20 protein-coding genes and 3 pseudogenes are annotated in these 24,941 nt (G+C 46.2%); 8 read left to right on the forward strand and 15 right to left on the reverse strand.

The window, feature by feature from the left end:
• Positions 1 to 44 precede the first annotated feature (44 nt).
• Complete coding sequence (locus EE116_RS10705; protein ID WP_122874397.1) at positions 45 to 4,319, forward strand: beta strand repeat-containing protein; 4,275 nt, start codon at positions 45 to 47, stop codon at positions 4,317 to 4,319.
• A gap of 450 nt (positions 4,320 to 4,769) precedes the next feature.
• Here EE116_RS10705 and mnmA read toward each other — a convergent pair whose 3' ends face one another.
• Positions 4,770 to 5,786 carry a tRNA 2-thiouridine(34) synthase MnmA gene (gene mnmA / locus EE116_RS10710; protein WP_122874398.1) on the reverse strand — a complete coding sequence of 339 codons (1,017 nt, stop codon included), beginning with the start codon at positions 5,784 to 5,786 and terminating at the stop codon, positions 4,770 to 4,772.
• 258 nt (positions 5,787 to 6,044) lie between these two features.
• On the opposite strand from mnmA, the gene EE116_RS10715 reads away from it, so the two are divergent.
• Positions 6,045 to 6,224 carry a hypothetical protein gene (locus EE116_RS10715; RefSeq protein ID WP_122874399.1) on the forward strand — a complete coding sequence of 60 codons (180 nt, stop codon included), beginning with the start codon at positions 6,045 to 6,047 and terminating at the stop codon, positions 6,222 to 6,224.
• Positions 6,225 to 6,310: 86 nt separating this feature from the next.
• On the opposite strand, the gene EE116_RS10720 is transcribed toward EE116_RS10715, so the two are convergent.
• The 11 genes and pseudogenes from EE116_RS10720 to aroQ all read right to left on the reverse strand — a co-directional run bounded on the left by EE116_RS10720 (position 6,311) and on the right by aroQ (position 14,699).
• Entirely contained in the window at positions 6,311 to 6,526 is a 216-nt protein-coding gene (locus tag EE116_RS10720) for a hypothetical protein (protein ID WP_122874400.1), read from the reverse strand.
• Positions 6,527 to 6,565: 39 nt separating this feature from the next.
• A complete protein-coding gene (locus EE116_RS10725; RefSeq protein ID WP_122874401.1) occupies positions 6,566 to 7,162 on the reverse strand; it encodes an LOG family protein in 597 nt (198 codons plus the stop codon).
• A 152-nt stretch (positions 7,163 to 7,314) separates the two neighbouring features.
• Positions 7,315 to 8,148 carry a flagellar motor switch protein FliY gene (gene fliY / locus EE116_RS10730; RefSeq protein ID WP_122874402.1) on the reverse strand — a complete coding sequence of 278 codons (834 nt, stop codon included), beginning with the start codon at positions 8,146 to 8,148 and terminating at the stop codon, positions 7,315 to 7,317.
• Positions 8,141 to 9,246 (reverse strand): annotated as a pseudogene (gene fliM / locus EE116_RS10735) (flagellar motor switch protein FliM). The gene fliY and the pseudogene fliM overlap by 8 nt, the downstream one beginning before the upstream one ends.
• Complete coding sequence (locus tag EE116_RS10740) at positions 9,246 to 9,941, reverse strand: RNA polymerase sigma factor FliA (RefSeq protein WP_206159270.1); 696 nt, start codon at positions 9,939 to 9,941, stop codon at positions 9,246 to 9,248. The pseudogene fliM and the gene EE116_RS10740 overlap by 1 nt, the downstream one beginning before the upstream one ends.
• Positions 9,925 to 10,278: a hypothetical protein gene (locus EE116_RS10745; protein WP_002947554.1), complete on the reverse strand. Its 354-nt coding sequence runs from the start codon at positions 10,276 to 10,278 to the stop codon at positions 9,925 to 9,927. The genes EE116_RS10740 and EE116_RS10745 overlap by 17 nt, the downstream gene beginning before the upstream one ends.
• A 15-nt stretch (positions 10,279 to 10,293) precedes the next feature.
• Positions 10,294 to 11,160, reverse strand: coding sequence for a MinD/ParA family protein (locus EE116_RS10750; protein ID WP_122874404.1), 867 nt, complete (start codon positions 11,158 to 11,160; stop codon positions 10,294 to 10,296).
• Positions 11,153 to 12,562: a flagellar biosynthesis GTPase FlhF gene (gene flhF / locus EE116_RS10755; protein ID WP_122874405.1), complete on the reverse strand. Its 1,410-nt coding sequence runs from the start codon at positions 12,560 to 12,562 to the stop codon at positions 11,153 to 11,155. The genes EE116_RS10750 and flhF overlap by 8 nt, the downstream gene beginning before the upstream one ends.
• Before the next feature lie 112 nt (positions 12,563 to 12,674).
• Positions 12,675 to 13,175 (reverse strand): 2-amino-4-hydroxy-6-hydroxymethyldihydropteridine diphosphokinase, encoded by a 501-nt coding sequence (folK, locus tag EE116_RS10760; RefSeq protein ID WP_122872697.1) that lies wholly within the window; start codon positions 13,173 to 13,175, stop codon positions 12,675 to 12,677.
• Positions 13,172 to 14,197, reverse strand: coding sequence for an aminopeptidase P family protein (locus EE116_RS10765; protein ID WP_122872698.1), 1,026 nt, complete (start codon positions 14,195 to 14,197; stop codon positions 13,172 to 13,174). The genes folK and EE116_RS10765 overlap by 4 nt, the downstream gene beginning before the upstream one ends.
• Positions 14,198 to 14,210: 13 nt before the next feature.
• Positions 14,211 to 14,699 (reverse strand): type II 3-dehydroquinate dehydratase, encoded by a 489-nt coding sequence (gene aroQ, locus EE116_RS10770; protein WP_122872699.1) that lies wholly within the window; start codon positions 14,697 to 14,699, stop codon positions 14,211 to 14,213.
• 92 nt (positions 14,700 to 14,791) lie between these two features.
• Here aroQ and mqnF point away from each other — a divergent pair, with 92 nt between their 5' ends.
• The 3 genes from mqnF to EE116_RS10785 all read left to right on the forward strand — a co-directional run bounded on the left by mqnF (position 14,792) and on the right by EE116_RS10785 (position 17,819).
• Complete coding sequence (gene mqnF / locus EE116_RS10775; protein ID WP_122872700.1) at positions 14,792 to 16,018, forward strand: aminofutalosine deaminase family hydrolase; 1,227 nt, start codon at positions 14,792 to 14,794, stop codon at positions 16,016 to 16,018.
• A 163-nt stretch (positions 16,019 to 16,181) separates the two neighbouring features.
• The gene (gene sppA / locus EE116_RS10780) at positions 16,182 to 17,051 is read left to right on the forward strand and encodes a signal peptide peptidase SppA (RefSeq protein ID WP_122872701.1); all 870 of its coding nucleotides are present in this window, start codon (positions 16,182 to 16,184) and stop codon (positions 17,049 to 17,051) included.
• A 279-nt stretch (positions 17,052 to 17,330) separates the two neighbouring features.
• Positions 17,331 to 17,819 (forward strand): hypothetical protein, encoded by a 489-nt coding sequence (locus EE116_RS10785; protein WP_122872702.1) that lies wholly within the window; start codon positions 17,331 to 17,333, stop codon positions 17,817 to 17,819.
• Positions 17,820 to 18,143: 324 nt separating this feature from the next.
• Here EE116_RS10785 and thiF read toward each other — a convergent pair whose 3' ends face one another.
• Both thiF and ribD read right to left on the reverse strand, forming a co-directional pair.
• Positions 18,144 to 18,998, reverse strand: coding sequence for a sulfur carrier protein ThiS adenylyltransferase ThiF (thiF, locus tag EE116_RS10790; protein ID WP_122872703.1), 855 nt, complete (start codon positions 18,996 to 18,998; stop codon positions 18,144 to 18,146).
• Between the two features lie 46 nt (positions 18,999 to 19,044).
• On the reverse strand, positions 19,045 to 20,136 hold the full coding sequence (ribD, locus tag EE116_RS10795; protein WP_122872704.1) for a bifunctional diaminohydroxyphosphoribosylaminopyrimidine deaminase/5-amino-6-(5-phosphoribosylamino)uracil reductase RibD: 1,092 nt from the start codon (positions 20,134 to 20,136) through the stop codon (positions 19,045 to 19,047).
• A 216-nt stretch (positions 20,137 to 20,352) separates the two neighbouring features.
• Here ribD and EE116_RS10800 point away from each other — a divergent pair, with 216 nt between their 5' ends.
• Positions 20,353 to 20,811, forward strand: coding sequence for a DUF3137 domain-containing protein (locus EE116_RS10800; RefSeq protein WP_122872705.1), 459 nt, complete (start codon positions 20,353 to 20,355; stop codon positions 20,809 to 20,811).
• A gap of 147 nt (positions 20,812 to 20,958) precedes the next feature.
• Here the strand turns inward: EE116_RS10800 and bamA are convergent.
• Positions 20,959 to 23,227: pseudogene (gene bamA / locus EE116_RS10805) on the reverse strand (outer membrane protein assembly factor BamA).
• Positions 23,228 to 23,307: 80 nt separating this feature from the next.
• On the opposite strand from bamA, the pseudogene EE116_RS10810 reads away from it, so the two are divergent.
• Together EE116_RS10810 and EE116_RS12495 are read left to right on the forward strand one after the other, a co-directional pair.
• A pseudogene (locus EE116_RS10810) lies at positions 23,308 to 24,137 on the forward strand (prephenate dehydrogenase).
• Positions 24,138 to 24,605: 468 nt separating this feature from the next.
• Positions 24,606 to 24,752, forward strand: coding sequence for a hypothetical protein (locus EE116_RS12495; protein ID WP_163028055.1), 147 nt, complete (start codon positions 24,606 to 24,608; stop codon positions 24,750 to 24,752).
• Positions 24,753 to 24,941 lie beyond the last annotated feature (189 nt).

A 24,941-nucleotide genomic window follows, 5' to 3' on the forward strand; every position in this document is an offset into this window, starting at 1 on the left:
TTTAAAACGTTAAACCTATAACCGTAACTAAAAAGGAGTCCTCAATGGCAGTAACACAAGCGCAAGTAGCACAGCTTTACGTAGCGTTATTTAACCGCGCACCCGAAGGCGCAGGCTTTAACGCGTGGGTAAACGCGGGAGCAAACAGTACGATAGCTAAGATGGCTAACGACATGCTATCTTCTCCGGCGGCACTAGCCTATTTTAACGGCAGCATAGATCACGATAGAGATTTCGTGGAGATGCTCTATAAAAATATCTTAGGTAAAGATTATTCTCAAGATCCGGACGGTATTAACGCCTGGGTAAAACACATTCAACTAGGTAACTCCAGAGGAGATACGGTAGCTAAGTTATTTGAAGTAGCTACTTCTGCTATAGCAAAAGCGGCAGACCCGGTAGCCGCTAAGGTATTTGAAAATAAAACAGCCATCTCTCAGTATATGGCCGAGAAGATAGCAGATATTCCGGCCGATCAAACCGGAGCGTACGACTACTCTTTATTCCAAGATATAATAGCGACTACTAATAATACCAACCTAGACGAGCAAAAAGCAAAAATAGACGCTCTTATAGCTCCTACTATCCACAATCTTTCAGCAGACGCTAACGACGTAAGCGGAACAGGCAAATCAGACGTATTTAACGGAGCCGTATCTGCTACCGTAGGACAAACTACGTTTAAAGCTACCGATAAGCTAGACGGCAAAGGCGGAAACGATACTTTAAATTTAGATCTATACACTAACTTCTACGGAATGACTAACGGAACCGGAGAGGTTAAAAATATAGAGAATCTAAATTTGACCAACAAGACCAACGGCGATTTAAGATTTGACACTAAATATATCCACAACCTAGAAACCATCACCTTAAACGGCGAGAATAAGGTAGACGTTATTAACCCGGAGAACAAAGTAAAACTTTTAGTCAACGATCTAAAACTAAGCGGAAACGGCGATACGGGAAGATTAAATCTAATCTATAATACCGACGTACTAGCCGGAAGCAACGATAACCAGGAAATCGTCGTAAATAATGTAAACATGGATAAAGACGCTAGAATAAACATAACTACCGTTAACGGAGACCATATAGAAGCTCTAACCATTAACGCCGTAGGAGGAGCTAGCAAGCTAACTAATTTTACATCAAATACGATTAGACAACCGGATCAAGTTGCAAGCATAAAGACTATGCATATAAAAGGAACGGCTGATCTAACGGTAGATACTACGAGCGGACTATATAGCTTTGACGCTACCGAATATAAAGGCAATAAACTAATTGCAAACGTAAAAGCCAACGGATACGTTCAAAGCATAAAAGGCAGCGGACAAGACGACTTGTTTAACGTAACCGGAGCCAGCGGAAGAATCATACCTATCGACGGAGGAGCCGGCAAGGATACGGTAAACTTCATAGACGCTATAAACGGAAACCAGCACGTAGAGATGACGGGAGTGGAAGTACTAAATATCAACACCAACGCTTCAGTACTAGACTTTACAAGAGCGCAAGAGATAACCGAGCTTGGTATTAACGGAACTAGCGCTACCGTAAATATACTTAACTCTAAGATAGCAAAAGTAAACGCAAAAGCTACCAACTCTACAAACGTAACTATAAACAATAGTACCGATATAAGAGATTTCGTTATAGAAAAAGGTAACGGCAGCATAACCGCAAACGGAACCGAAAAGCTAAACGTAAAAGTAGCCAACGCTAGCGACGTACCTGCAAGTCAAGGCACTACTAGTGCAAGCGTAGTCTCAAATACCGTAAAAGAGCTAGACTTTACCCTAGAAAATACTACGGCTAACGGTAGTACTTTTTATCAAGATATAAACAGCGTATTTGCTCTTGAAACGCTAAACGTAGTAAATAAGACCGATAAAGATATAACGGCTAGTATTACGGCGTTAAACGCTTCGGGAAGCCACGATACGAATGCCTACAACCTAAAGACTCTAAACGTAGAGACAAAGGGAGACTATACTATAAACAATAAGCTAAGCGGCATCAGTAAAATCAATCTAAAAGGTACAGGCGACGACACTAGCGTAACTCTTAGAGCAGTAGGCGATAAGACCTATCTTCCGGTTCCTCTTCAAGGCGTTCAAGATATTTCTTTAAAAGCCGAAGGATTAAAGAATTTAAGCGTAGCTGCAAACGATAAAATATATACCACTAGAGACGTAAGCCTAATATCTACTACGGATAAAGAGGACTCTACGGTAACGTACGGAGAGATAGGAGATAGAGATAACGATAAAAAGGTAAATAACGTAACCCTAAGCGCCGTAGGACAAAAAACGTTAACCGTAGGAAATATAACCGCAGCAGGAGACGTAAGTCTGACTAGTAAATTTACGCAAGAGGGGTCTGTGGCTAACTACAATGCAGGAACCGTGCGCACAACCGGCGACATAACCATAAATCATACCTCAAATTCGAATATAACTGACGGCGTGATAAATTTCCTATCACACGCCGAGGCAAGAAATTTTACCGTAAATGCAAGCGGATATAAAGAACTAAATATAAACAACAGTACAAACCAAAGAATAACCGCGACGGGCGATATGACGTTTAACTTAAAAGCTAGCGTAGCAGGAAGTATCGCAGACATAGGGCATACCCTTCCTTTTGACATCAACAATGCGCCTATAAAAGCTAAAAGTTTAACATTAAACGCTACCGCAGACTACGGCATAACGGACGCCGTTTTAAAGCTGGGCGACTACTGGGGTGATGTGGGCGAAGGCGGCAACATAAATATAACTGCCGTAAATCAAAAAACCGTAAGTCTAGGCTGGCTAAGAGGACTAAATAGCGGCTATGATAACAAAAAGAGCGACGTAAATATAAATTTAAGTACAGATATACAAGATAGCGACGTAACCATAGGCTACACTACATCAATACATCCATACACTAAAGGCATAGGTCATAATGGAAGCCAGATGGTGAAAAACGTAAATTTAAAAGCACACGGACAAAAGACATTTAAGGCCGAAGCCATCATGGCCGCTAAAGAGACAAAAATAAACATAAATGGTAGCGGATTGGATTCTACGGCAGAATTTAATAGAATTATCAGTCGCGAAGGCATTACTATAAAAGCAGACAACTTAAAAGAGCTAAAAACCGGATCTATATTGGCATCTCAAGGCAATATAAATATAAGCACCGGAAGTTTTGACGCTATGCAATATGCAGAATTTAACTCTGGCTCAAATAGTGTTCATATGGCTGGAGTGAATATAAATTTGGACATCTCAAATGTCATAGAACCCGTAAACAGCCGCGTATCGCAACCAGGACAACATTGGGATAAAGCTCTATATTTAAGTGCAGGTAAAGCGCTTAATATCAAAGGCTACGTCGGAGATGACGTAACAAAGATATACGCCAGACTCGGTGCCGCAGAAAAGAATGCGACGGCCGACATCGTAAACATCAAAGGAACGATAATGGGGGGATGGTCAATATCGCCAAACAATAAAACTGAAACCATGACAATAAAAGGCGGCATAACCAATCCCGCAAGTATCCTAGCTATAGACGGCGGCGTAAATCATAACTCAAATCTAACGGTAGACTTAAGCTACATGCCTAAACTAAAATCAATCGATCTAAGCGGCTACAACAATGCAAGCGGTACGAATAAAATAATTATCCGATCGACCGAACTAGAAATATCGTCAATCAAAGGTTCGTCTACCAAAGACGACATAAGTATCGTCTATGCCGCAAATACCAAGCTAAAAACAGTAGATACCGGTACGGGCGACGACGAGGTAACCTTTGGCGGAAATACTACTCAAACCCACGATATAACCGTCAACCTAGGCGAAGGCAACGATACCGTCACTACTGCGGCATTAACCGCTAATAAGAAATTTGAAATCAGCGGCGGAGCGGGTAACGATACGTTTAGCCTAGGAGCTTCTACTACCGATGCTAGCGCTAGCAAATACATAACAATCACCGATGCAAACAGAGGCGATAAGATAAGCCTAGGTAGCGCAGGCGCAGCTACGTTACAAAAAATAACTCTAAACGTAGACGGCAGAGCCGATCTAAAAACCGCTATAAACGATGCCCTAGGTAGCCTAAGCTCTACCGCGGCAAATACTATCTATGCGGTATACTACGGTAACGATACGTATCTAGTAAGAGACGCTAACAGCAATAAGGCCTTAGATGCTAACGATAACTTAGTTAAACTAGCAGGTATCTCAAATTTCGACTTGTTAAACGCTAACTCGGTAACCGAAGGCGGAATAAACTATATCCAGATAACTAACGCGTAATCTTAAGTGGAGCGGAGTTTTTCCGCTCCCTACGGCTATACGACTAACGCCTATCAACTCTATAGCCAATTTTACGCAAACATATCTAAATGTAACTCTTTTTGGCAAATTTAAGCCTACCTACTAACCGAGCAACAATCTTTCGCGGCTAGTCTCTTAACGAGCATACAAATCAGTAAAACTAATTTTTACTCTACGAGGCCATAAGGGCACTTTTCCTACAAACCAAACCATATACAAAGCGATTGCCGATTTTAAAAAAGGCAAATTTAGATCGTGAGTACTGGACTCCTAAAACTCGATTATTTATAAATTTAAGCGCATAAAAAAGGTCGCCAAACAGTAAAATTTGAAGTTAAATTTGTAGATTTCGCCGAAACGCCGCTACCGCAAACGCCTCGGCAAGAGAGCCGAATTTGACCGCCTGAAGCGATCAAATTTAAGATAAATTTACAGTATAAATCCGCTGCCGATAACCAGCTCGCCTCTGTAAAATACCGCGAGCTGCCCGCTAGCCACGCCAAATGCGCTCTGCTTTAGCTCGATCTCGGCGGTACCGTCACCCAGCACTTTTACGTGCGCGTTTAGCCCGATGCTGCGGTAGCGTACCTTGACGTCGCAGTCAAACTCGCTCTCATCCACGAACAAATTTAGGCTATTTACCGCGATCTTACCGCGCTCGAGCTCCTCTTTTGGGCCTACGACGATGCGGTTATTTGCCGCGTCGATAGCGAGCACGAAATGCGGCTCGTGCGCCCCAAACACCTCAAATCCGCGCCTCTTGCCGATCGTGTAGTGCATGTAGCCGCTGTGCCGCCCGATCACCCTGCCCGCGCTATCGACCACGTCGCCGGGCAGGTCGGTCTCGTAGTGCTTGTTTAGCACCTCGATATAGGTGTCCTCGACGAAGCAAATCTCGCTGCTCTCGGCCTGCTCGCCGTATTCGCGAAAGCTCGGCAATGATTTTGCCAGCTCTTTTATATCTTTTTTAAATTTGTCTCCGAGCGGGAAAATCATATCGGCGATTATCTCCTTTGGCACCTGCGCGACGAAGTAGCTCTGGTCTTTGCTAGGATCGGCGGCGACTCTGATCATGCCATCTTGAACGCGGATGTAGTGGCCGGTGGCGAGCTTTTCACAGCCGATACTTTTGGCAAATTTTAGCAGCTCGCCGAATTTTATAAAGTGGTTGCAAAGCGCGCAGGGATTTGGCGTCTTACCCTCTTTATAGGAGCTAACAAACGGCGTATAGACGTATCTGTCAAACTGCTCTTGTAAATCAAGCACGTGATAAGGGATGCCCAGATACCCGCACGCGCGGGCGACTTTATCGATATTTTTTTCATGATATCCGGGCTTTTTGTGTAATTTCATGTAGCAGCCCACGACCTCGTGACCCGCTTCTAGCAGCATTTTGGCGCTCATGGTGGAGTCGACGCCGCCGCTCATGGCCATTAAAATTTTCATTTTTCTTTCCTTTGTGGAGCAAGCGCGCCTCGCGAGCGCCTTTAAACGAGCTTGAAATTTTTGATCTGCGGCAGGCTACATGCCTAGCCTTGACGCAAAAATTTCCGTGCAACGCTTAAATTCGTCTCACGATTCATCGCTTGTGATTTTTTGTAAAAGTGTTTTGTAAATTTACAAATCTCGCCCTAGCCCCACAATAAGGCAAATTCGTATAAATTCGGTGCGATTATATAAAAATTAGCTTAATACGCTATAAATTTGCGAGCCAAGGATAGCGAGCTAAGCGAGCATTTAGCTTTTGCGCTTTGCTCGGCTCTGAATTTTACCCGCCGAGACGGCAACGCAGAATTTTCAAACGGCGATGACGCAGTTAAATTTACCGAATTTGAAGTAAAAGGCAAGCATATCGGCAAATCCGCTCAAAAAACCAAAGCGTAAAAATCAAAATTTAACGCCGAGCGCCAAGTATAAGTACTCGGCAAATTTACCGACCAAATTTAACTAGCCGTCAAGCCTGCTTGTGGCTATTGGTCTTGAGTTTCGCCGTCTTTTAGATCTTTATCTAGCTTTAAATTTTCATGTATCATGTGCGCCGCCAGCGCAGTGACGAAAACTACGGCGGCTAAAATCAACAAAGGGACGCGCGCGCCGTCAAATTTGAGGGCGACACAGCCGCAAATAGCTATAAAAACGAGGCAAATCAGCACAAAAGCGATCCTATCTCGCATCCTGTCAAACATCGCAAAATCCTCAAAATTTATAAAATTTAGCGCACTCGCCTAGTCTAAAATCCGCAAAATTTCATCTCTCACGGCGTCCAGATCGTCGCTGATCGTATAAAGCGACAAATCCTCCTCGCTGACGGCTTTTTCGTGTATCAACGTGGTTTTGATGAAATCATCGAGCTTACCCCAAAACTCGCTTCCGATGAGGAAAATTTTAGCTTTTTTAGCACCGATTTGCGCGAGCACCAGTATCTCAAACAGCTCGTCAAGCGTCCCAAAGCCGCCCGGAAATACCAAAAACGCTCTCGAGCGCTCGATGAGGGCAAATTTGCGAGCGGATAAATTTGAAAAAACGAAGTTGCTCGTGGCGTATTTATTTGTCACTTGCTCAAACGGGAGCACGATATTTAGCCCTATCGACGGACTTTTGCCGCTATCGTACGCTCCTTTGTTCGCCGCTTCCATCACGCCCGGCCCTCCGCCGCTAACGACCGCGAAACCGCCGTCGGCAAGCTCTTTTGCGAGGCTAAAAGCCATTTTACAGTATTTGCTATTTTTGTCAAATCTAGCCGAGCCGAAAAACGTAACGCTAGGATTTTTATAAGTCGCAAAATCCCTAAATTTGGCCAGATCGTTTAAAATTTCATCCATTATTTCTCTTTGCGGTTAAATTTGCGCTCGCGGGGTTAAATTTACGCGCCGTGGCTTTGCGCTCAAATTTGAGTAAATGCCGTCAAATTTAAGAAAAGGCGCGCCCGAGCTAAAGCGAGGCTAAATTTAGCCTCTTATTTCTAAATTTAACCTTATCTAAGCTGCTCTAAGCGCTCTTTTTTCGTACCGATCTGAGTGATTTGGATGCCGAAGTTGCCATCAACGATGACGACCTCGCCTAGAGCTACGACCTTGTCGCTGATCAAGATCTCAAGCGGGTCGTTTGCGAGCTGATTTAGCTCGATGACCGAGCCTATGTCCATCGTGAGCACGTCTTTTAGCAGCATTCTTTTTGAACCGATACGCACGTGAAGCGGCAGGCGCACGTCCATGATGAGCCCGATATTTCGCATTTCCTCGATGCTTAAATCGCCTTTTGAAGCAGCTGCTTGCTGGGCGGGTTCTTTGTGATCTTTATTTAAAAATTTCACCAATGCAAAGTCAAGCACGATAGCTATTTGCTCGCTGACGTCTCCAATTTTAACGGAATAGACGTATATTTTTTCAAACGCGTTCAAATCAAAATTTGCGCTCTCGTCGAGGAAATTTACCTTTGCGACCTCGAAATTTAGCTTCGGCATGCCCTTTTGCGCGCCAAGGCTCGTGGAAAACGCGCCCATAATATTTGAAAACACCTCTTTAGCGGCATCTAGCTCGTCCTCGCTTAGATTTTCGTTGCGCGAGATCTCTTCTTCTCCAAGCATCCATTCGCCGATCGCGCTCATTAGCACCGGCGTGGCTACTAGTATCATCTTTGCCGTCGTATCGCCGCTAACGGCTATGTTTGCAACGGCTAGAGGCGGCTTTATGCCTTCTTGCTTAGGAGCGTCGTATTCGTTTCTCTCGCCTATTTCAGGCGTCCTACCCGTTAGCCCTTCGACCGTAGCCTTTACCTCGTTTACGAAAATTTTAAAAAAATCATTCATTGTTTTCATCCTCGCCTAATATATCATCGTCTTCGTACTCATCCTCGTGTTCAGTGCTCATGAGTTTTGCTCTGCGCTCTTCTTCATACTGCTCGAGGATATTTTTGATCTCGTCTTTATCGCTTCTGATTAGCTCTTCTATGCGGATAGATTTTCTAAATCTATGTAGTCCGACCTCAGCCAAAAATACCTCTTTTTTATCGATCGTTACGATGGCCTTGTCGTTTGCCGATCGGTCGAGGCGCAGTATGTCGCCCTCTTTTAAATTTAAAAACTCGTTTACGCTAACTATGCTTTTACCCAGTATCGCCTCATATAGCACCTCGGCGCGCCCTATTAGCGTTTTTAGCTCTTTGTTTCGGCTCTTTTTTGCGCTCGTTTCGCCAAGCATTATATCGCGGTTGGCTAGGCGACTTAAGATCGGTTCGAGATAGATAACTGGATAGCAGATATTTATCATGCCGCTTGAGTTGCCTACGATGATCTCCATGACGACCATTATCACGATCTCGTTTTGGCTGACGATCTGCACGACGTTTGGGCTACTTTCTTTAGCCTCGACGTTTGGGTACATATCGGTGATCATCGACCAGCTCTCTTTTAGGCGCTGCATCATCATCCTTAGGATTGCGTCGAGCAAATTTACCTCGATATCGGTTAGCTCCCTGCTGGTCTCAAAGCCCTCGCCGTTACCGCCTAGCAAGCGATCTATCATAGGAAACGCGATGCTCGGGTTTATCTCCAAAACGCAGTTGCCGTCAAGCGGCTTGATCGAAAAGACGTTAAAGCTAGTAGGGCTCGGCAAACTCATCAAAAACTCGCCGTACGTCATCTGATCGACGCTATGCAGACGGATCTCCACGATACTTCTCATAACGCTTGAAATTTGAGAAGCCAAATTCCTCGCAAGCTTGTCGTGTATGCCCTTTATCGCGCGAAGCTGCTCTTTGCTCACGCGGTTTGGGCGTTTAAAATCGTAAATTATTACCTGCTGCTGTTCTTCTTTTTTGATTTTTCGCCGATAGATTCGCTAGCATCGTCGTCGTCCACGACTTCTAGTAGCGCGTCTATCTCTTCTTGACTTAAAATGTCCGCCATTATTTACCCTCAAGCTTTTTTCTTATTTTTTCCATCAAGCGCTTATGTATCTGCGAGATCCTACTCTCGGTAATCTGCAAAATTTCGCTGATCTCCTTTAAGCTCAGCTCTTCGTAATAATAAAGCTGTACGATGAGCTGATCGCGTTCCTCAAATTCGTTTAAAATTTGAGTTATCTTTTCTATCAAATCCTCTTTTTCGACCCGTTCTAGCGTATTCTCCTCGCTCATTAGCTCCATTTGATCGTCGATGTTTAGGACGGCGACGACGGCGCTCACGTTCCTTGCTTCGCTTACTTTTTCTACGTCGATACCTAGCTTTTCTGCGATATATACATCGTCGGGTTCGCACTCGAATTTATTAAAATACTCATTTACTAAAGCCTCGATAGACTTTACCAAAGTACGGTCCGAGCGGCTAACCACATCAAGCCCGCGCAAAAAATCAAGCATCGCGCCGTAAACTCGCTTTTGCGCGTAGCCCCAAAACGAGTCGTTTTGCTCTTTGTCGTATTTTCTGGAGAGCTTTACCATCTCCTCCAGCCCAGCGCCGATCAGGTCGCTAACGTCGATATGAGCGGGCAGGCGTTCCTTTAGCCTAAAAGCCATCGCGCGAAGAGCGGGCGTGTAGGCTAGCACAACCTCGTCTTGTTCTTTTTTTAAATTTGAGGCATAAGGATTATGCGGCTTTTGCATTTCTTTCGCCATTTTTGCCTAGCGCTTGTTTTATTAGGATATTTTCGCTAGCTAGCTTACTTAATATATTATCTATACGCTTTTCTCTAAGAGCTAGTTCTCCGATAAGATAATCAGCCGTTTGCTCGTATTGCTCTTTATCAAATCTCTTTTTAAGAGATAATCTTACGTCGATATAGTTCATTATGATAACGTGAATCACGAGATAAAAGAAAAACGTAATCACGAAAGTATAAAGCAACATCTGTATCGGGTCGCTTAACTTTAACGCCGAAAAAACGACTCCCGTAAAAAATCCGCAAACAGTAAAAAATGCTATAAAATTTTCCGCTTTCAAAACTAAATCCTAAATTTAAAATTGCTCAATCATGCGCCTAAAAAAGGCGCTAAAGCTATTGACTTGACCATCTTTAAGCACTTTTTGTTCCAATCTCGAAATAAGCCTTTGAGCTATCTGATTTAACTCCAAGCTCGGCAGACAAAATTCGCTATCGTCGGTAAAAAGCGTACGCTGTTTTATGCTCTTTGAGACGCTTTTATCCTCGCTAATAGCGCCTAAAAACTCCAAATTTAGCGGATTTTCGATATTTGCCTTGGCCACTTTTTGAATATGCTCAAATATCCTCATCGCCTCTTTTTCGTTTTTCACCATGTTAAAAACCATCAAAAGATTGTCTTTATCTTTTGAAGTGATTTTTATAACGGCATAGGCGTCCGTTATCGCTGCAGGATCGGGCATAGTAACCACCACGACCTCGTCTGCGGCCTCTAAAAATAGCCGCGTGTTTCCGCCTATACCCGCGCCCGTGTCGATGATGATAAAATCAAGCCCGTCAAGGTTCGCCGACTCGGCAAAAAACTGCTCGCACAAAAATTGGTTGTTAAATTTTAATATCTCCTCGCCGCTTTCACCGGGAATCAGCGTCAAATTCGGCTTTATCTCGATCAAAATATCTTTTAAGGAACATTCGCCTTTTAGTACGTGGAGCAAATTTTTATTAACGCGCACGTTTAAGATGACGTCTAAATTCGCTAGCCCTATGTCCGCGTCAAAAAGAGCGACTCTATACCCGCTTTTGGCCAAGACGTTAGCCAAATTTGCGCTTATGGTGCTTTTGCCTACTCCGCCCTTGCCGCTAGTTACAGCGATAAAATACGTAGTTTTTGCTTTGGCTTGGGCGGCCACTATGCCTTTTAGTTTCTCGGCCTGATTACTCATTATGTTCCTTGCTAAATCCCTCTAATACGCAGCTTACTAAAAATTCGCTCTTTGCCACCAAGATATCGTCCGGTACCTCCTGGCCGACGGAGAAAAAACTAACAGGCTTATTCGTCTCGTAAACTAGGGAAAATACGTTGCCAAAAATCTTCGTCTCGTCAAATTTGGTGATAATCAGGGTATCGATGTCAAGAAAGCTAAATCCGTTGTAAATTTCAAGCATATCTTCGATCTTTGCTCCTGCCGAGAGCACCAAATGCACGTCTATATGCGTATCCGAGCTTTTTAAAAATTTTTCTAGCCTTGATAGCTTTTCTTTATCGTACTGCGAGCTACCCGTGGTGTCTATGAGGATAACCTCACAGTGATTTAGCTGCTTTAGAGCGTTTTTAAAATCATCAACTTCGATAACGTCAAGGATCGGAAGCTTCATCATCTTGGCGTATTGAAACAGCTGCTCGACCGCCCCAATACGGTAGGTATCAAGCGTGATGATGCCCGTTTTCACGCGCTTACCGTCTCCATACGCAAATCTTGCAGCAAGTTTAGCTAGAGTCGTAGTTTTACCAACTCCGGTCGGCCCCACCAGCATCATTATCTTTTGTTTTCTATCGTCCTCTTCGCTTCTGCACGGTAGCATCTTCCTAAGTAGCGAGCTAAAATATCTCCTAACCGCGGTCGGATTAGCCTTCATCTGAGGCGACATATTTTCCACGGTTATTTTCATTATCTGCTCTAGGTGTTCCTCTTTCATGCCGCTATTTTTGGCGTCTTTGTAGATACCGGCAAACTCGGGCGGTATGCTTAGGTTGTTTCTAGCACCCGCTCGCTCCTCCCAGAACATATCGGCTATCATATTTACTTTTTCGCTTAGTGCGCTCACCTGCCTTGCGACGTCGTCTATCTTTTTATCGTAGTTTTGATCTTGGCGGCTTGGCATAGTTTCTATATTTGCTATTTGGCTTATCTCCTTTGCGGCTTTTGAGATGTTTAGAAGTATGTCCTCGCCGCTATTTTGGGCTGTTTTGTAGTTTTGATTTTGCGAGGCTGAGCTCGTGGAGTTTTGGCTAAAATTTGCCGCAGCTAAAGCGCTTTGAGCTTCGACTTCAAAAAGCTCGCGCTCGTCTAAAATGATCTTTTGCGGCCTTTCCTCTTTTGCTGCCTGAGCGCGCAAAAACTCCTCGTAGCCCTTTAAATTTTGCTTTTGAGGCTGGTTTTTTTTCTGCTCGCTCGCGTCCTCTTCGACGCTAACTAAAATTTCATAAAGCGGCTTTTTGTTTATCGTCTTTGGCTGAATTTGCTTCGTCGTTACCAAGATCGCCCTCTCACCGCACTGAGCCTGCGCCTTTTTTAGCGCCTCCATACTGCTCTCGCCGGTAAACGTATAAAACTTCGTCGCCAAATCTTCTCCTTCGTTTCTCGCTAAATTTCGCCGCCTCTAGCCAAAATCGTCGCGGCAAAGGCTATGCATTTTCCGTTCCCGCTTCAAATCTAGGCTTTGTGGCCGCTAAATTTTAAAATCTCACTCCGCTTTTGCTAACGCGCCTCATCGTCCCAAGCGGCAAAATCACGCTAGCCCTGCTTTGCGCGCCCGGATGGGGTAGCGTTAACCGCGCATCATTCCTGTTTCGTCCGCTAAAATACAAAATGTCTATATCAAGCGTTCTAGGCGCGTTTTTAAAACTTCGCACGCGTCCGAAACGCTTTTCTAAATTTGCCGTTATTTTTAAAATTTGCCTCGCGGCAAGGCTCGTTTGCGCGAGCATTACGGCATTTGTGAAATCAGCCTGCTCCTTAAACCCAAACGCCTCGTTGATAAGGAGCGCCGAGTTTTCCACGACGTGAAACCTGCTGTCACGGCTGAGTTTAAAATGCAACCGATTAAAGCGCTTTTTCACGTCGCCGATATTGCCTCCGAGCCCCAAAATAACGCTATTTTTAAAGCTCGGTTTAAAATCAAAAACCTTCGGGAAAAAGAGGCATTTATCAAACCGTCTCGCTCCCGCTACCCTCATAAAATTTCAGCTCCGTTTTCGCGCACAACCACGACGTCCTCGATGCGCACGCCAAACTCGCCAGGCAGATAGATCCCCGGCTCCACGCTAAAGACCATTCCCTCTTTTAGCACGGTATCTCCGCGCTTTGAGATGAACGGAAGCTCGTGGATATCGACTCCGACGCCGTGTCCGGTGCTGTGGAAAAACGCCTCGCCATAACCCTGAGCGGCGATAAAATCCCTAGCCGCCGCGTCGATCTCGCACGCCTTTTTGCCGGGCATAACCGCCGCGATCGCTAGAGCCTGAGCCTCTTTTACGATTTCGTAAATTTCTTGGCGTTTGGCATTTTTAAAATTTTGCTCTTTGCCGAAGTTAAAATTTTCGTCAAAGCACGCCGTGCGCGTCCTATCCGAGCAGTAGCGGTTAAATTTAACCCCCGCATCAAGCAGGAGCAAATCGCCCTGTCGCAAACGCTTTTTGCTCGGCAGAGCGTGCGCTTTGGCGGCGTTTTCGTTGATCGCGACGATAGGCGAAAAGCTAAGCGCGAGCTCGCCCTTTTTCTTAAAGATGAGCTCGGCGTTAAAAAACAGCTCCTCCTCACTCATGCCTTCGCCGCTAGAGCGCACGAACGCGGCAAATTCGTCAAATCTTTCCGCGCCCAGCTGCGCCGCGCGTTTTAAAATTTTTATCTCATCTTCGCTTTTTACTATGCGCGAAATTTGCGAAAAATTCGCACGCGCCTTAAATCTTATCCCAAGCCCCTTACTCAGAGCTTCCCACTCACCCGCGCTAAAATCGTACGGGTTATACGCAAGCTCCTTTACGCCTGCCTTTCGCAAAAATAGTCGCGCGTCTTTTATCAAATTTCGCTCGACCTCGATCACTTCGGTATCTTTGCAAAGCTCGCGCGCCTCGATACTATAACGCGCATCGGTGAGGAAAAATTTGCGCCCCGCAAGACTCAAAAATATCGCGTTGTCGCAGCTGTATCCGCACTCGTAAAATACGGCGTTTTCGTCCTTTAGGATAAAATTTTTCAAATTTTGCCTCGTTTTACTCCGCTTTTTCGCCCGCTCTTGCGGCTTTCATGGCTTTTATCTGCTCGAAAATTTGTAAAATCGCGATCATGGCTAGGTGGTAGCCCACAGGTCCAAAGCCGACGATCTGTCCCGCAGTCACCGGCGCTATGAGGCTTTTTTGGCGGAATTCTTCGCGGCGGTGGATGTTGCTGATATGAACCTCGATGACCGGAAGCCCGACGGCTGCGATAGCGTCGCGGATCGCGATAGATGTGTGCGTATAGGCGGCTGGGTTTATGATGATGCCGTCAAATTCGCCGAAGCACTCTTGGATCTTATCCACTAGCTCGCCCTCGAAATTGCTCTGAAAAAACTCGATCTCGATGCCGTTTTGCTCGGCAAAAAGCTTCATCTGCGCGTGGATATCCTCCATCTTCATCGAGCCGTAGATATCGGTCTCGCGCGTGCCCAGCATGTTGATATTCGGGCCCTGGATGACCATTAGTTTAGATTTTGTTTCCATTTTTAGCCTTTTAAAGGATTTAAATTTAGCCTTGATTATACATTTTTTAAGCTAAATTTTCGCTACAATCACGAAAAATAGGAGCTTAAAAAATGATCATCGTTAAACCAAAATTTACAATGCTATGCGACGAAAATTTTACCGTTTTAGAGGATGCGGCGGTCGCTTTTGATGAGCGTATCGAGGCCGTTGGCGAGGCCGAGCAGCTGCGCAAAAGATACCCTAATGCGCGGTTTTTCGAGTATCCGGATGCCGTTTTGGCGCCTGCTTTCATCAATCCGCACGTACATCTGGAATTTAGCGCGAACAAAACCAGCCTCGTTTACGGCGATTTTTTAGAGTGGCTAAGCTCCGTTATCGCCTCTCGCGGCGCGCTCTCGCAGGCGGCAAACGATGACCTCATCGCCTCTGCGATAAAAACCATGCAGCGTAGCGGCGTGGCGAGCTTCGGAGCGGTGTCGAGCTTTGGCCGGGATTTGGACGCGTGCGCGAACTGCGGCGGGCGAGTCGTGTTTTTTAACGAAATTTTAGGTACGAATGAAGCAGCGCTCGAGCAAAATTTGGCAAATTTCACCGCCCGCTTTGAAGCGTCGCAAAAGCGCAAAAGCCCGCTTTTTACGCCTGCGGTTTCAGTGCACTCGCCCTACTCTACGCACCCTGATTTAGCCGCTGCGGCGCTAAATTTAGCCCGCGAGCTGGAGCTGGTCGTCTCGACGCATTTTATGGAGAGCGAGCATGAAAAAAGCTGGCTAGAGGGCGGCACGGGCGGCTTTAAAGAGTGGCTGGGCAAATTTAACCCCGCCGCGTACCCGCTTTACTCGCCAAGCTCGTTTGTAGCGATGTTTGCGGGCGTTCGCACGCTCTTTACGCACTGCGTTTGGACGGATGATTTTTCGGGTTTTGACCCGGAGCTTCACAGTCTCACGCACTGCGCGGTTTCAAACAGGCTGCTTAGCAAACGCACGCTAAATTTACGCGCCGCGCTGGACGTGGGAGCAAACATAAACATCGGCACGGACGGGCTTAGCTCAAATATGAGCCTAAATTTCTTGGACGAGCTGCGGGCAAATTTACTCATTCACGCCGAATTTGATCCGCTTGAGCTTGCTAAAATTTTGCTTCTAGCATCGACAAAAAACGCGGCAAAGGCGCTAAATTTGGACGCAGGCGAGATAAAAGAGGGCAAGCTGGCCGACCTCGCGCTATACGGCGGTTTTGCAGACGCCGACGCGGCGCAGCTACCGCTCATGCTCATCTTGCATGCCAGAGGCTGCGAGCGGCTATTTGTTGGCGGCGCGGAGGTAAATTTAAACGATTAAGCCGAATTTTACGGTTTAGGCTCTGGCGCGAAAAAATAAAAATGCTAAATTTAAGCTCAAATTTGTGGCTCGTTTCTTAAATCCCGCCCGCTAGCTAAATTTATAAATTTAAATGGTAAAATGCGCCCGAATTTCACGAAAACGACAAATTTAAAGGAAAAAAATGGGATTTTTTAAGTTTATTTTCTCGCCGATCGCGGCGATTTTTAGGTTCATAAACACGTATTTTAAGGCGATGTTGTTTTTGCTCATCGTCTTTTTGATATTTTTTAGCGGCAAAGGCGAGAGCGTAAATCCGCCCAACCTAACCCAGATCAACCTCTCAGGCGCGATCATGGACGCAAACGAGGCGCTAGAAAAGATCGAGGCCGCGCGCAAGGACGCCAACATCAAAGGCGTGCTGCTCTACATCGATAGCCCCGGCGGCGCGCTGGCGCCTAGCGTCGAGCTGCACCTAGCGATCAAAAATCTACGCGCCGCAAAGCCCGTGGTCGCGTATGCGGGCGGGTCGATGACGAGCGGTAGCTACTACGCGGGCGCTGGCGCGAACAAGATTTTAGCAAATCCGGGCGCATTCATCGGATCGATCGGCGTGATAATGCAAGGCGCGGATGCTAGCGAGCTAGCGGCTAAAATCGGCGTCTCGCAGCAAGTCGTAAAAGCGGGCGAGTATAAAGAGGCGGGGACGTTTCTGCGCCCGTGGAGCAAGATCGAGCGCGAGCAACTGCAAGAGCTCGTAAACGCCAGCTACGAGATGTTCGTAAGCGACGTGGCGGCGGATAGAAATCTAGACGCAAACAAAAGCAAAGAGTGGGCCAACGCGCGGGTATTTCTCGCTCGCGATGCGGCAAAACTCGGACTCATCGACGAGGTGAGCGATTATTATTCTGCGCGCGCCGAGCTAGAAAAGCTAAGCGGCGTGGCCGAGCCCGTCTGGGCAAAGCCGTCCGTCTACGAAAAAGCGATGCAAAAATTTATAAATCAGGGCGCAAACTCGCTAATCTCGGCATTTTTTGAAACTAAGGCGAGGTAAATTTAAAGGCGCGCCGTGAAAATAATCTCGAAATTTAAAGACAACTACGACTTTATGGTCTCAAAATACGGCCTTGACTAGACGCTAATCTATGACCGCAGAAACTCGACTCTCGTCGCCGCCGATGAGCTATGGAAACTAAACCAAATAGATCAAATAGATTTTGAGCGAAAACTGGGCGGCTACCGATTTACTGACGGTAAATTTATAAATTTAAACAAAACCGACATCAATGAAGTTCCGCGCCTGCTGCACTCCATCATCTTTATCGGCCAAAATTTGGTCCATATTTTTGCCGCGCAGGGTAAGATTTACACGAGCCTTGATCTTAAAGAAACCGATAACAAAACTGGGATCTTGACGTTTAACGACGGTTTTCGCGCCTATATCGTTTCGCAGTTTCGGCAGATAGGCGATCGCGCCACGAGAGAGGATATTTTGCTCGACATAAAATACCCCCTAGGCGCCACCTGCGAAAAATCGTTAAAAAACATCGTTCGCGACGGTAAAGCGATAAGCGCAGACGAGATTTTAAATGCGCCGATCGTGCTTTTTAAAAAAACGAAAACTACCGACTTTGTAGCGATAAATCCGCAACTTAGAGCGATGGGGCTTTATCTGGATGCTGATTTCGTCTGGCAAAGCCTAGTGGAGTTTTTGTCCGCCAAAAAGGACGCCTCCGCCCCAACAGGCGCGATCCCAAACGATATAAAAATCGCAGGCAAGGGCTTTGACGTAAAACGCTCGTTTCGTCCGAAGATGAAGTAGCGTAGGTAAAATTTGACTTCTTGTTAGGCGCGCGCTCATTTGGATTGAATCTCACGATAAAATTTAAAACAAACTTCGGTAAAGTCCGCCAAACGCAAACAACTAACCAAGCAATCAGACGAGTAAATTTGGTCAAATTTTATATAAATTAGACGCAAATTTACAAAATTTCATGCGATAAATAACCGATTTGCAAGCTAAATTTTGACACGGCAAAACGCAAGCCATTAACTTTATCGCAACGAAATTTACTCAAATTTATCGCAATCAAAAACTCGCTAAAGCTAAATTTGAGCGCAAGCTAAAAGGTCGCCGCCGTCAAATTTAAACCTCCTCAAGCCCCATCAAAAGCCTAATAGCAAGGTTTGCCTCGTGATTTGCGCAGATCGCCACGCGCGCGGCCATGAGCCCCTGTCCTACGCCCGCAGCGTTTTGCAGATCGCCGCACAGATAGACGTTTCGCGCGAATTTGACCGTTTTTATGAGATTTGAGCTAAAGTGCCCCGCCATGCCCGACGCGCCGACGATCTTTTTGTCCCGCAGGCTCGCGCCCGCCTCGTTTACCATCATCGCCTTGCCCGCGACATTGTCAAAGGCCTCGCAGATAATGCTGCACGGCGCGAAAATCTCGGCGACGTTGCTCGCGTCTAGCGTCACGTCGTGCGTCACCACCTCGACAAATGGATTTACCTCGGCGATGAGCTCTTTTAGCGCGTCCGTTTTTTTCATGCCGATGTGGCGGACGAAGTACTGCTGGCGGTTTAGGTTGCTAGGCTCCACGACGTCAAAGTCGGCCAGCACGAGCTTAGCGACTCCCGTGCGGGCAAGGCTTAGCGCGATATTTGAGCCAAGACCGCCAAGTCCCGCCACGCCCACGCAGCCGCTAGCTAGAGCCGCGTTTAGCTCGGGGCTGTTTCTGGAGGCGATCATGGCCTTTAGCACCTCTCGTCCAGGCATCACGCCGCGCCTTATAAATACGACATTTGCGCCATCTTTTATCTCCAAATTTTCCTTCGTCGCAAAGCCGTCCAGGATAAAGATATCCGGCTCGCTAGCGTTAAATTTGGCTAGAAATTTATACATCTCGCCGTTTTTATCGCCCAGAGCCTCGTTTTTTAGCTCCTCCATCGTGTTTGCCGCGACTTTAAATTTCGCTCCGTTTAGCGTTATTTTTTTCATTTTTCTCCTTAAATTTACAAAATCATTTGGCTAAATTTGACGCGCTCTAGCCCAAATCCTGCTCGATCCTATACCATTCGTAAACGTCGCCGCCAAGCTCGCCGTGAAATAGCGGTTTGAGTTTTAAATTTAGCCTAACCGCGGGCGCGTCTAAAAACTCGCTCGAGCGGTAAAGCAGCAGCCATTTTACGCGTTCGTCTAGGGCCTTTAGCGCGTTTTCGCCGCCCTCAAACATCGTTAAGCGCGGCATGAAAGCTTCATTTATGTCGCTTGTTACGTGCACGCTCCTGCTCGCCATGCCAAAAAGCGGTATAGACGCGTCAAACTCGCGCTCGCGCGAGTAGATCATCACGTTTGGGTTTTTGCTGCCCTCTATCAGCCTGGTGTCTAGCCTCGGGCGGTCGGCGCGGACGGTGGCGCCTCCGATAACTAGCAGCTCGGCCGCGCTGCGAAGGCGGTGAGAGTGCGTGCGGCTGGCTAGGTTTGAGATGATTTTGCTCTGCGCGGTGCCGACTGCGACGCCGTTTGCGCTAAGGGCGAGCTTAAAAAAACTAAAATTTCCGCCCTGCCACGCTAGAAACGGCTCAACCAGATCGTCCGCTTCGCGCCGTAGTACGTCAAATTTGACCGCTACGCTGCCGCTTTGCAAGATATGCGCGCCGCCGCTAGCTACGGCGTTTTCGTCTCCTCTAGCGATGACGACTTCGGCAAATTTTAGCCGACTCAAAAGCTCGGCGCATGGCGGGGTTTTGCCACGGTGAGCACAGGGCTCGAGCGTCACGTAGGCCTTGGCGCCCTTTAGCAGATCGCCGTGATTTTGCAGGATGTATTCATACGTGAAATTTGGCTCCAAATCCGCATTTTCAAGCTCTGCAGCGCTTTCAAATTTGACGCCCGAAGCCGCATGATAATCGCGTAAAAAATCGCTCAAAAATGCCTCGCTTTTTTCGCAGAGCGCCAATAAAATCGCGCTTGGCTCGGCGTGTAGAAAGCCCGCCTTTTTATGCGCGGCGACCGAGAGAAGCCTGCCGCCGGCGTCTAAAACCGCGCAACCGACAGCTGGATTTGGGTAGGTTAAAATTTGAAACTCCCAAGCCTTTTTTATGGCTAAAGACATATAAAATTCGTCGTTTATCATCGCTTCCGCCTAGTTAAATTTTGGGGTATTATACTAAAATTTGCGCGGCTAATTTTTAAATTTGACGCCCATATTTTACTGGCTTGCCCGCCAAACCCGCACCCTTACGGCGTAAATTTCGCTCCAAACAATATCAAATTAATCTCACGAAGTCATGTGTATCATAAACCATGAGAAGCTTTTAGTTTCCGAGTGATAATTTTTGCGTGAGAGACGATGAAAGATATGCAGGCCTTTAGCGGCTCTGTCTTGGTCTGCGAGTTTGATAAGAAATTTAGCGGGCAAACGATAGTGGCAAGCCGCACTCTAAACACTAAATTTTTAGGCGAAAAAGAGCAGATGGACGATGCTCTTTTTAACGATGAATTTAGGGTTTTTACGGACGACAAGGTCGAAGCGAGGTATCTTTTGACGCCCGCATTCATGAAGCGCTTGCGCGAATTAAAGATAAAATTTGCGGGAGAGATGGGCGTGAGCGCTGCGTTTATGGACGATAAATTTTATCTATTTTTAAACGGAGCGAAAAATAGATTTGAAACTACGCCATTTTCGCTACCGCCTAGCCTTGAGGACGCCGCGCGGATAAAAAAGGAAATTTCAGAACTTTTATCTATCATAGACGAATTAAATTTAAACCTTGATATTTTTAAGCAAGAGGCAAATTTGACGGTTTAGATGATTGGGGATTTTGTAGATAAAATTAAATCGCAACGTAAATAAGGCAAAATTTAGTACAAATTTGTATCGAGATAAAAGCAGTATTTATGGGATAGAAAGTTAAAAACGGCGTCTTGCCACACAAAACGCCGTTTTATTGTAATATTAGAAACGTTGTCCGATAGTAAATTCAAACGTACTCGTATCGTCGCCGTCTTGCTTTTTGAGCGGTTTGGCAAAGATTAGCTGTAGCGGCCCCATAGGCGTTACCCACTCGATACCTGCGCCCGCACTATATCTACTGATACGTCCGTCGATATAATCCACGATGCCTGGCGCCGTTACGTTTGCGATCCTGCCGCGAATAACGCCGTAGTCAACAAACAGCAATCCGCGCATCTTTACGCGCTCTATTAGCGGGAAGCTAAGTTCTGCCGAGCTGTTAAACGACGTATCGCCGCCCGTCTCGTACCAGCTACCGCTGGCGACTTTGACTTTAGGCGAGACGGTTCTACTCTCAAATCCGCGTAGATTTCTGATGCCGCCTAGATATAGTCTCTCGTTGATAGGCACCCAGCCGCGATCCCAAATTTTGCCAAAGCTTGATTTGAATCTAAAAATAAGGTCGTAGTCCACCCACTCTCTGATACCTTGATACCAGTTGAAATTCGTTCTGCTCTTTAAAAATTTCTCGTCGCCGCCCACGCCCGCAAACTCTAGGCTGGTGCTTGCGATGATACCGGTGCGAGGTAGGTAGTAGTCATCCGTGCTATTATACGTGATAGACGGTATGAGCGAGCTTTTTAGGCTCTTGCCGTCTTTGTACCCGACGGTTTTTAGCACGTCGCTAAGCCCGCTGATACGGCTTTGCTCTATGATGTAACCCAGAGACGCGCTTAGATTTCTAGTTAGTTTTCTGCCTACGACGACGTTTAGACCGTATGATTTCTCATCGTAGTTATTCCAGCTATAGTCGTTAGCATAAAGAGTGCCGCCAAGGCTATATTCGCTATCAAAAAGGCGCGGGTTGGTTAGACCTATCTGCCCGGAGAGCTCGTTATCGCTCCTATCTACGCTTATGACGCCTTTCAAGCCGCTACCAAATACGTTCGTATCAGACACGCTCGCGTTAAGTAGCAAACCGTCCGAGCTACCGTAGCCGATACCGCCGCTGATCGAGCCCGTGGAGGCCTCTTTACTTTTACGAGTAAGTCAACTTGGTTTGCTCCGACGCGCTGCTCCTCGATCTCAACCTCGTCAAAATAACTCGTTCGCCTTAGAGCGTCCTTGCTGTCTTGCAGGTCTGTTCTACTGTATAAATTTCCCTCCGTGAGGTATAGCTCGCGTCTAACGACCCTATCCACGGTTCTGTCGTTACCTGAAATTTGCACGTTTCTTATATATACTTTTTCGTCCGGTAAAACCTCATAGACGATACTAACAGTCTTGTCCTCGACATTTTTCTCGGTTTTTGGATTTATCCTTACAAACGCGTAGCCCTTATCCGCTACCATATCGTCGAGCTTTTTCATGTCTTGCCTTAGGCGAGCGGAGTTCATCACGTCGCCGCTCTCTAGCCTAAAGTCTTTTAAAATTTTCTCTTTATCAAGCTCTAAAAACTCAGGCGCTTCGATATCTACGCTAGATACCCTATACTGCTCGCCCTCGGTCACGTAGTAGGTGAGGTCTGCGGTGTAGTTATCCATATAGGCGTTTAGATACGGGTTTGAGACGGTGGCGTCTAGGTAGCCTTTTTGGTAGTATTTGTCTTGGATTCTCGCAGGATCGTTTGGTAGCTCGAAAAGCTTAACCTTACCGTCGTTTCTACCCCACATCCAGCCCATAAATTCGCGCTCTTTATTCGCTACCACAGGCTCCACGTCGTCATAATCAAAAAGCTTTGCGCCAACTAAATTTACGTTTTCTATTATGATATTTTCGCCGCGATTTATGTTCATCGTGACAAAAAGGCTGCTTTCATTGCCCGCTACCGGCTCTTTTGTTACGTCCACGATAGTGTCAAAGTATCCTTTTGACTCGTAATACTGCCTGATGCGCTCTTTTGCGCGCTCGATAGCTAGCTCGTCGTACATATTGCCTTGTTTGATATTGATTAGCCCGTCGATAGCGGTTTTATCGTTAGTCACTACGCCCTTGATATCGATACGAGCGATGCTAGGCTTTTCTTTTACCGTTACGGTTACGTCGCCGCCCTCGTTTTCGATATATATATCGTCGAAATAGCCCTGCCTAAACAGCTTTGCGATCGCCCTATCCGTACTATCGCCGTTTAGATCGTCGCCGACTTTTAGCCCCATTATCTCCTTTGCAGTTTCTGGAGACAGATGCACAAGACCTTTAAATTTATGGAAGTTATCTGCTGGGCATTTGCCAAAACAGCACCCAGAAGTAGTAGAAAAACGCTTTTTTTCATTTATTTAACCTAAAAGTGATGATAAGGCTGTATAATAGCACATTTTATTTTTAAACAATATAAATTTAAAAGGTGAATTTATGAAAATCGGTATCGTAGGCCTAGGACTCATCGGCGGCTCGCTAGGTCTTAGCCTAAAAAACGAAAAACTAATCAGCTGCGTTAGCGGCATGGATCTAAACAAAGAGCACGAAAAACAAGCCATTGAGCTCGGTCTCGTGCATGAATTTTAACTCTTGAGCAGATGAAGCAAAAATGCGATATGATATTTCTAGCCATCCCCGTCGAAGGCATCATCAAAATCGTTAAAGAATTTGAAGGTATCGGCGAAAACACGACTATCGTCGATCTTGGTAGCACCAAGCAAAAAATAATCGAAGCGGTGCCCGAGAGCATCAGGCAAATTTCATCCCCGCGCACCCGATGGCGGGCACGGAATACTCCGGTCCGACTGCCGCGTTTTCTGGGCTTTTTAAAGACGCCGTCGTAGCTATCTGCGACTTTAAAGAAAGCGGCGAGATGCACGTCAAGCGCTCGGTCGAGCTATTTTCACACCTAGGCATGAAGATCATTTTTATGAGCGCGGCGGAGCACGACCATCACGCCAGCGTCATCTCTCACCTGCCCCACGCCATCAGCTTTTCGCTAGCTAGCAGCGTACTAAAAAAGGAAAACAAAAAAAATATCATCGCGCTAAGCGGCACGGGATTTAACGGCATGATCAGGATCGCCAAAAGCTCGCCAGTGATGTGGACGGATATCTTTAAACAAAACAAGCAAAATTTGATAAATTCGATAGACCTTTTCAAAAAAGAGCTGGAACGAATGCGAAAATTTAATCAAAAACGAGAAGTGGGACGAGCTGCGAGAATGGATGGGCGAAGCAGAAAAATACGCGAAACTTTTATAAATTGGGGCGGCAATTTACCCTTAAATTTATCGGCTTTTTTAGTAAAATCGGTTCGTCTTTAAGATTTTAGGAGATTTTTTATGAGAAGACGCTGGCAATCTCGGAATGATATTTTTTCGGCCATCTATTTATTTTACTTTTGAGTTGCGGCGATTAGCTTTTTTTATTTACCTTCAAAAACAGGTTTTGGAACGCGGAAGCACCGAGCATAGCTATCTCAGATCAAACTTTACTGGAATCTAACCTCGCCTCTTACCGATCAAAATAACCCCGACGGAAGGCGGGCGTGAAATCGGTTAAAATTTCGCTTATAGGACGAAAAAGGCGCGTAAATTTATTGACTCAAAAATTTGAAGCGCCGTCTGAGACTTCGTCGGATTTAAATTTAACCTTTCCGGAAAACGGGATTTGGCGCACAAAAAGATACTACAACAGATCCGTGATTCGAGGCCACGGCATACTAGCAACATGGGGGATTTTTCCTGCGGCACACGCAAAAAAAAAGAGGTCAAAATCACCGTCGATAACAAAAAACCCGACGTAAACATCCTAAACCACTCATACGCCATCACCAAAGGCGGTGAGCGGGCGACGGTCGTGTTTAAAGGCGACTGATGAAATGCTAAAAGAAGGTCTTATCGAGACAAACTATGGTATAAAATTTATCCCGAGCAATTCGTAAAAGACGGCTATTCGCCTCGCTAGTAGCTTGGGCGCGGCGCAGCAGGCTCGTTTGGCGCCGACGTCGTGGCGCTTGACGCAGCGGGAAATATAACCAAAAGCAAGATAAGATTTTTCTACCAA

This window comes from Campylobacter showae, from assembly GCF_900573985.1.
Lineage (GTDB): Bacteria > Campylobacterota > Campylobacteria > Campylobacterales > Campylobacteraceae > Campylobacter_A > Campylobacter_A showae_E.

Excerpts from the sequence above, each read along its gene's own strand:
- EE116_RS10720 (WP_122874400.1), bottom strand. The coding sequence starts at position 6,526 with ATGTTTGACAGGATGCGAGATAGGATCGCTTTTGTGCTGATTTGCCTC.
- aroQ (WP_122872699.1), bottom strand. The coding sequence starts at position 14,699 with ATGGAAACAAAATCTAAACTAATGGTCATCCAGGGCCCGAATATCAAC.
- folK (WP_122872697.1), bottom strand. The coding sequence starts at position 13,175 with ATGAGGGTAGCGGGAGCGAGACGGTTTGATAAATGCCTCTTTTTCCCG.
- ribD (WP_122872704.1), bottom strand. The coding sequence starts at position 20,136 with ATGATAAACGACGAATTTTATATGTCTTTAGCCATAAAAAAGGCTTGG.
- mqnF (WP_122872700.1), top strand. The coding sequence starts at position 14,792 with ATGATCATCGTTAAACCAAAATTTACAATGCTATGCGACGAAAATTTT.
- EE116_RS10740 (WP_206159270.1), bottom strand. The coding sequence starts at position 9,941 with ATGCAAAAGCCGCATAATCCTTATGCCTCAAATTTAAAAAAAGAACAA.
- fliY (WP_122874402.1), bottom strand. The coding sequence starts at position 8,148 with ATGAATGATTTTTTTAAAATTTTCGTAAACGAGGTAAAGGCTACGGTC.
- EE116_RS10750 (WP_122874404.1), bottom strand. The coding sequence starts at position 11,160 with ATGAGTAATCAGGCCGAGAAACTAAAAGGCATAGTGGCCGCCCAAGCC.
- EE116_RS10800 (WP_122872705.1), top strand. The coding sequence starts at position 20,353 with ATGAAAGATATGCAGGCCTTTAGCGGCTCTGTCTTGGTCTGCGAGTTT.
- thiF (WP_122872703.1), bottom strand. The coding sequence starts at position 18,998 with ATGAAAAAAATAACGCTAAACGGAGCGAAATTTAAAGTCGCGGCAAAC.
- sppA (WP_122872701.1), top strand. The coding sequence starts at position 16,182 with ATGGGATTTTTTAAGTTTATTTTCTCGCCGATCGCGGCGATTTTTAGG.
- EE116_RS12495 (WP_163028055.1), top strand. The coding sequence starts at position 24,606 with ATGGGGGATTTTTCCTGCGGCACACGCAAAAAAAAAGAGGTCAAAATC.
- mnmA (WP_122874398.1), bottom strand. The coding sequence starts at position 5,786 with ATGAAAATTTTAATGGCCATGAGCGGCGGCGTCGACTCCACCATGAGC.
- EE116_RS10725 (WP_122874401.1), bottom strand. The coding sequence starts at position 7,162 with ATGGATGAAATTTTAAACGATCTGGCCAAATTTAGGGATTTTGCGACT.
- EE116_RS10705 (WP_122874397.1), top strand. The coding sequence starts at position 45 with ATGGCAGTAACACAAGCGCAAGTAGCACAGCTTTACGTAGCGTTATTT.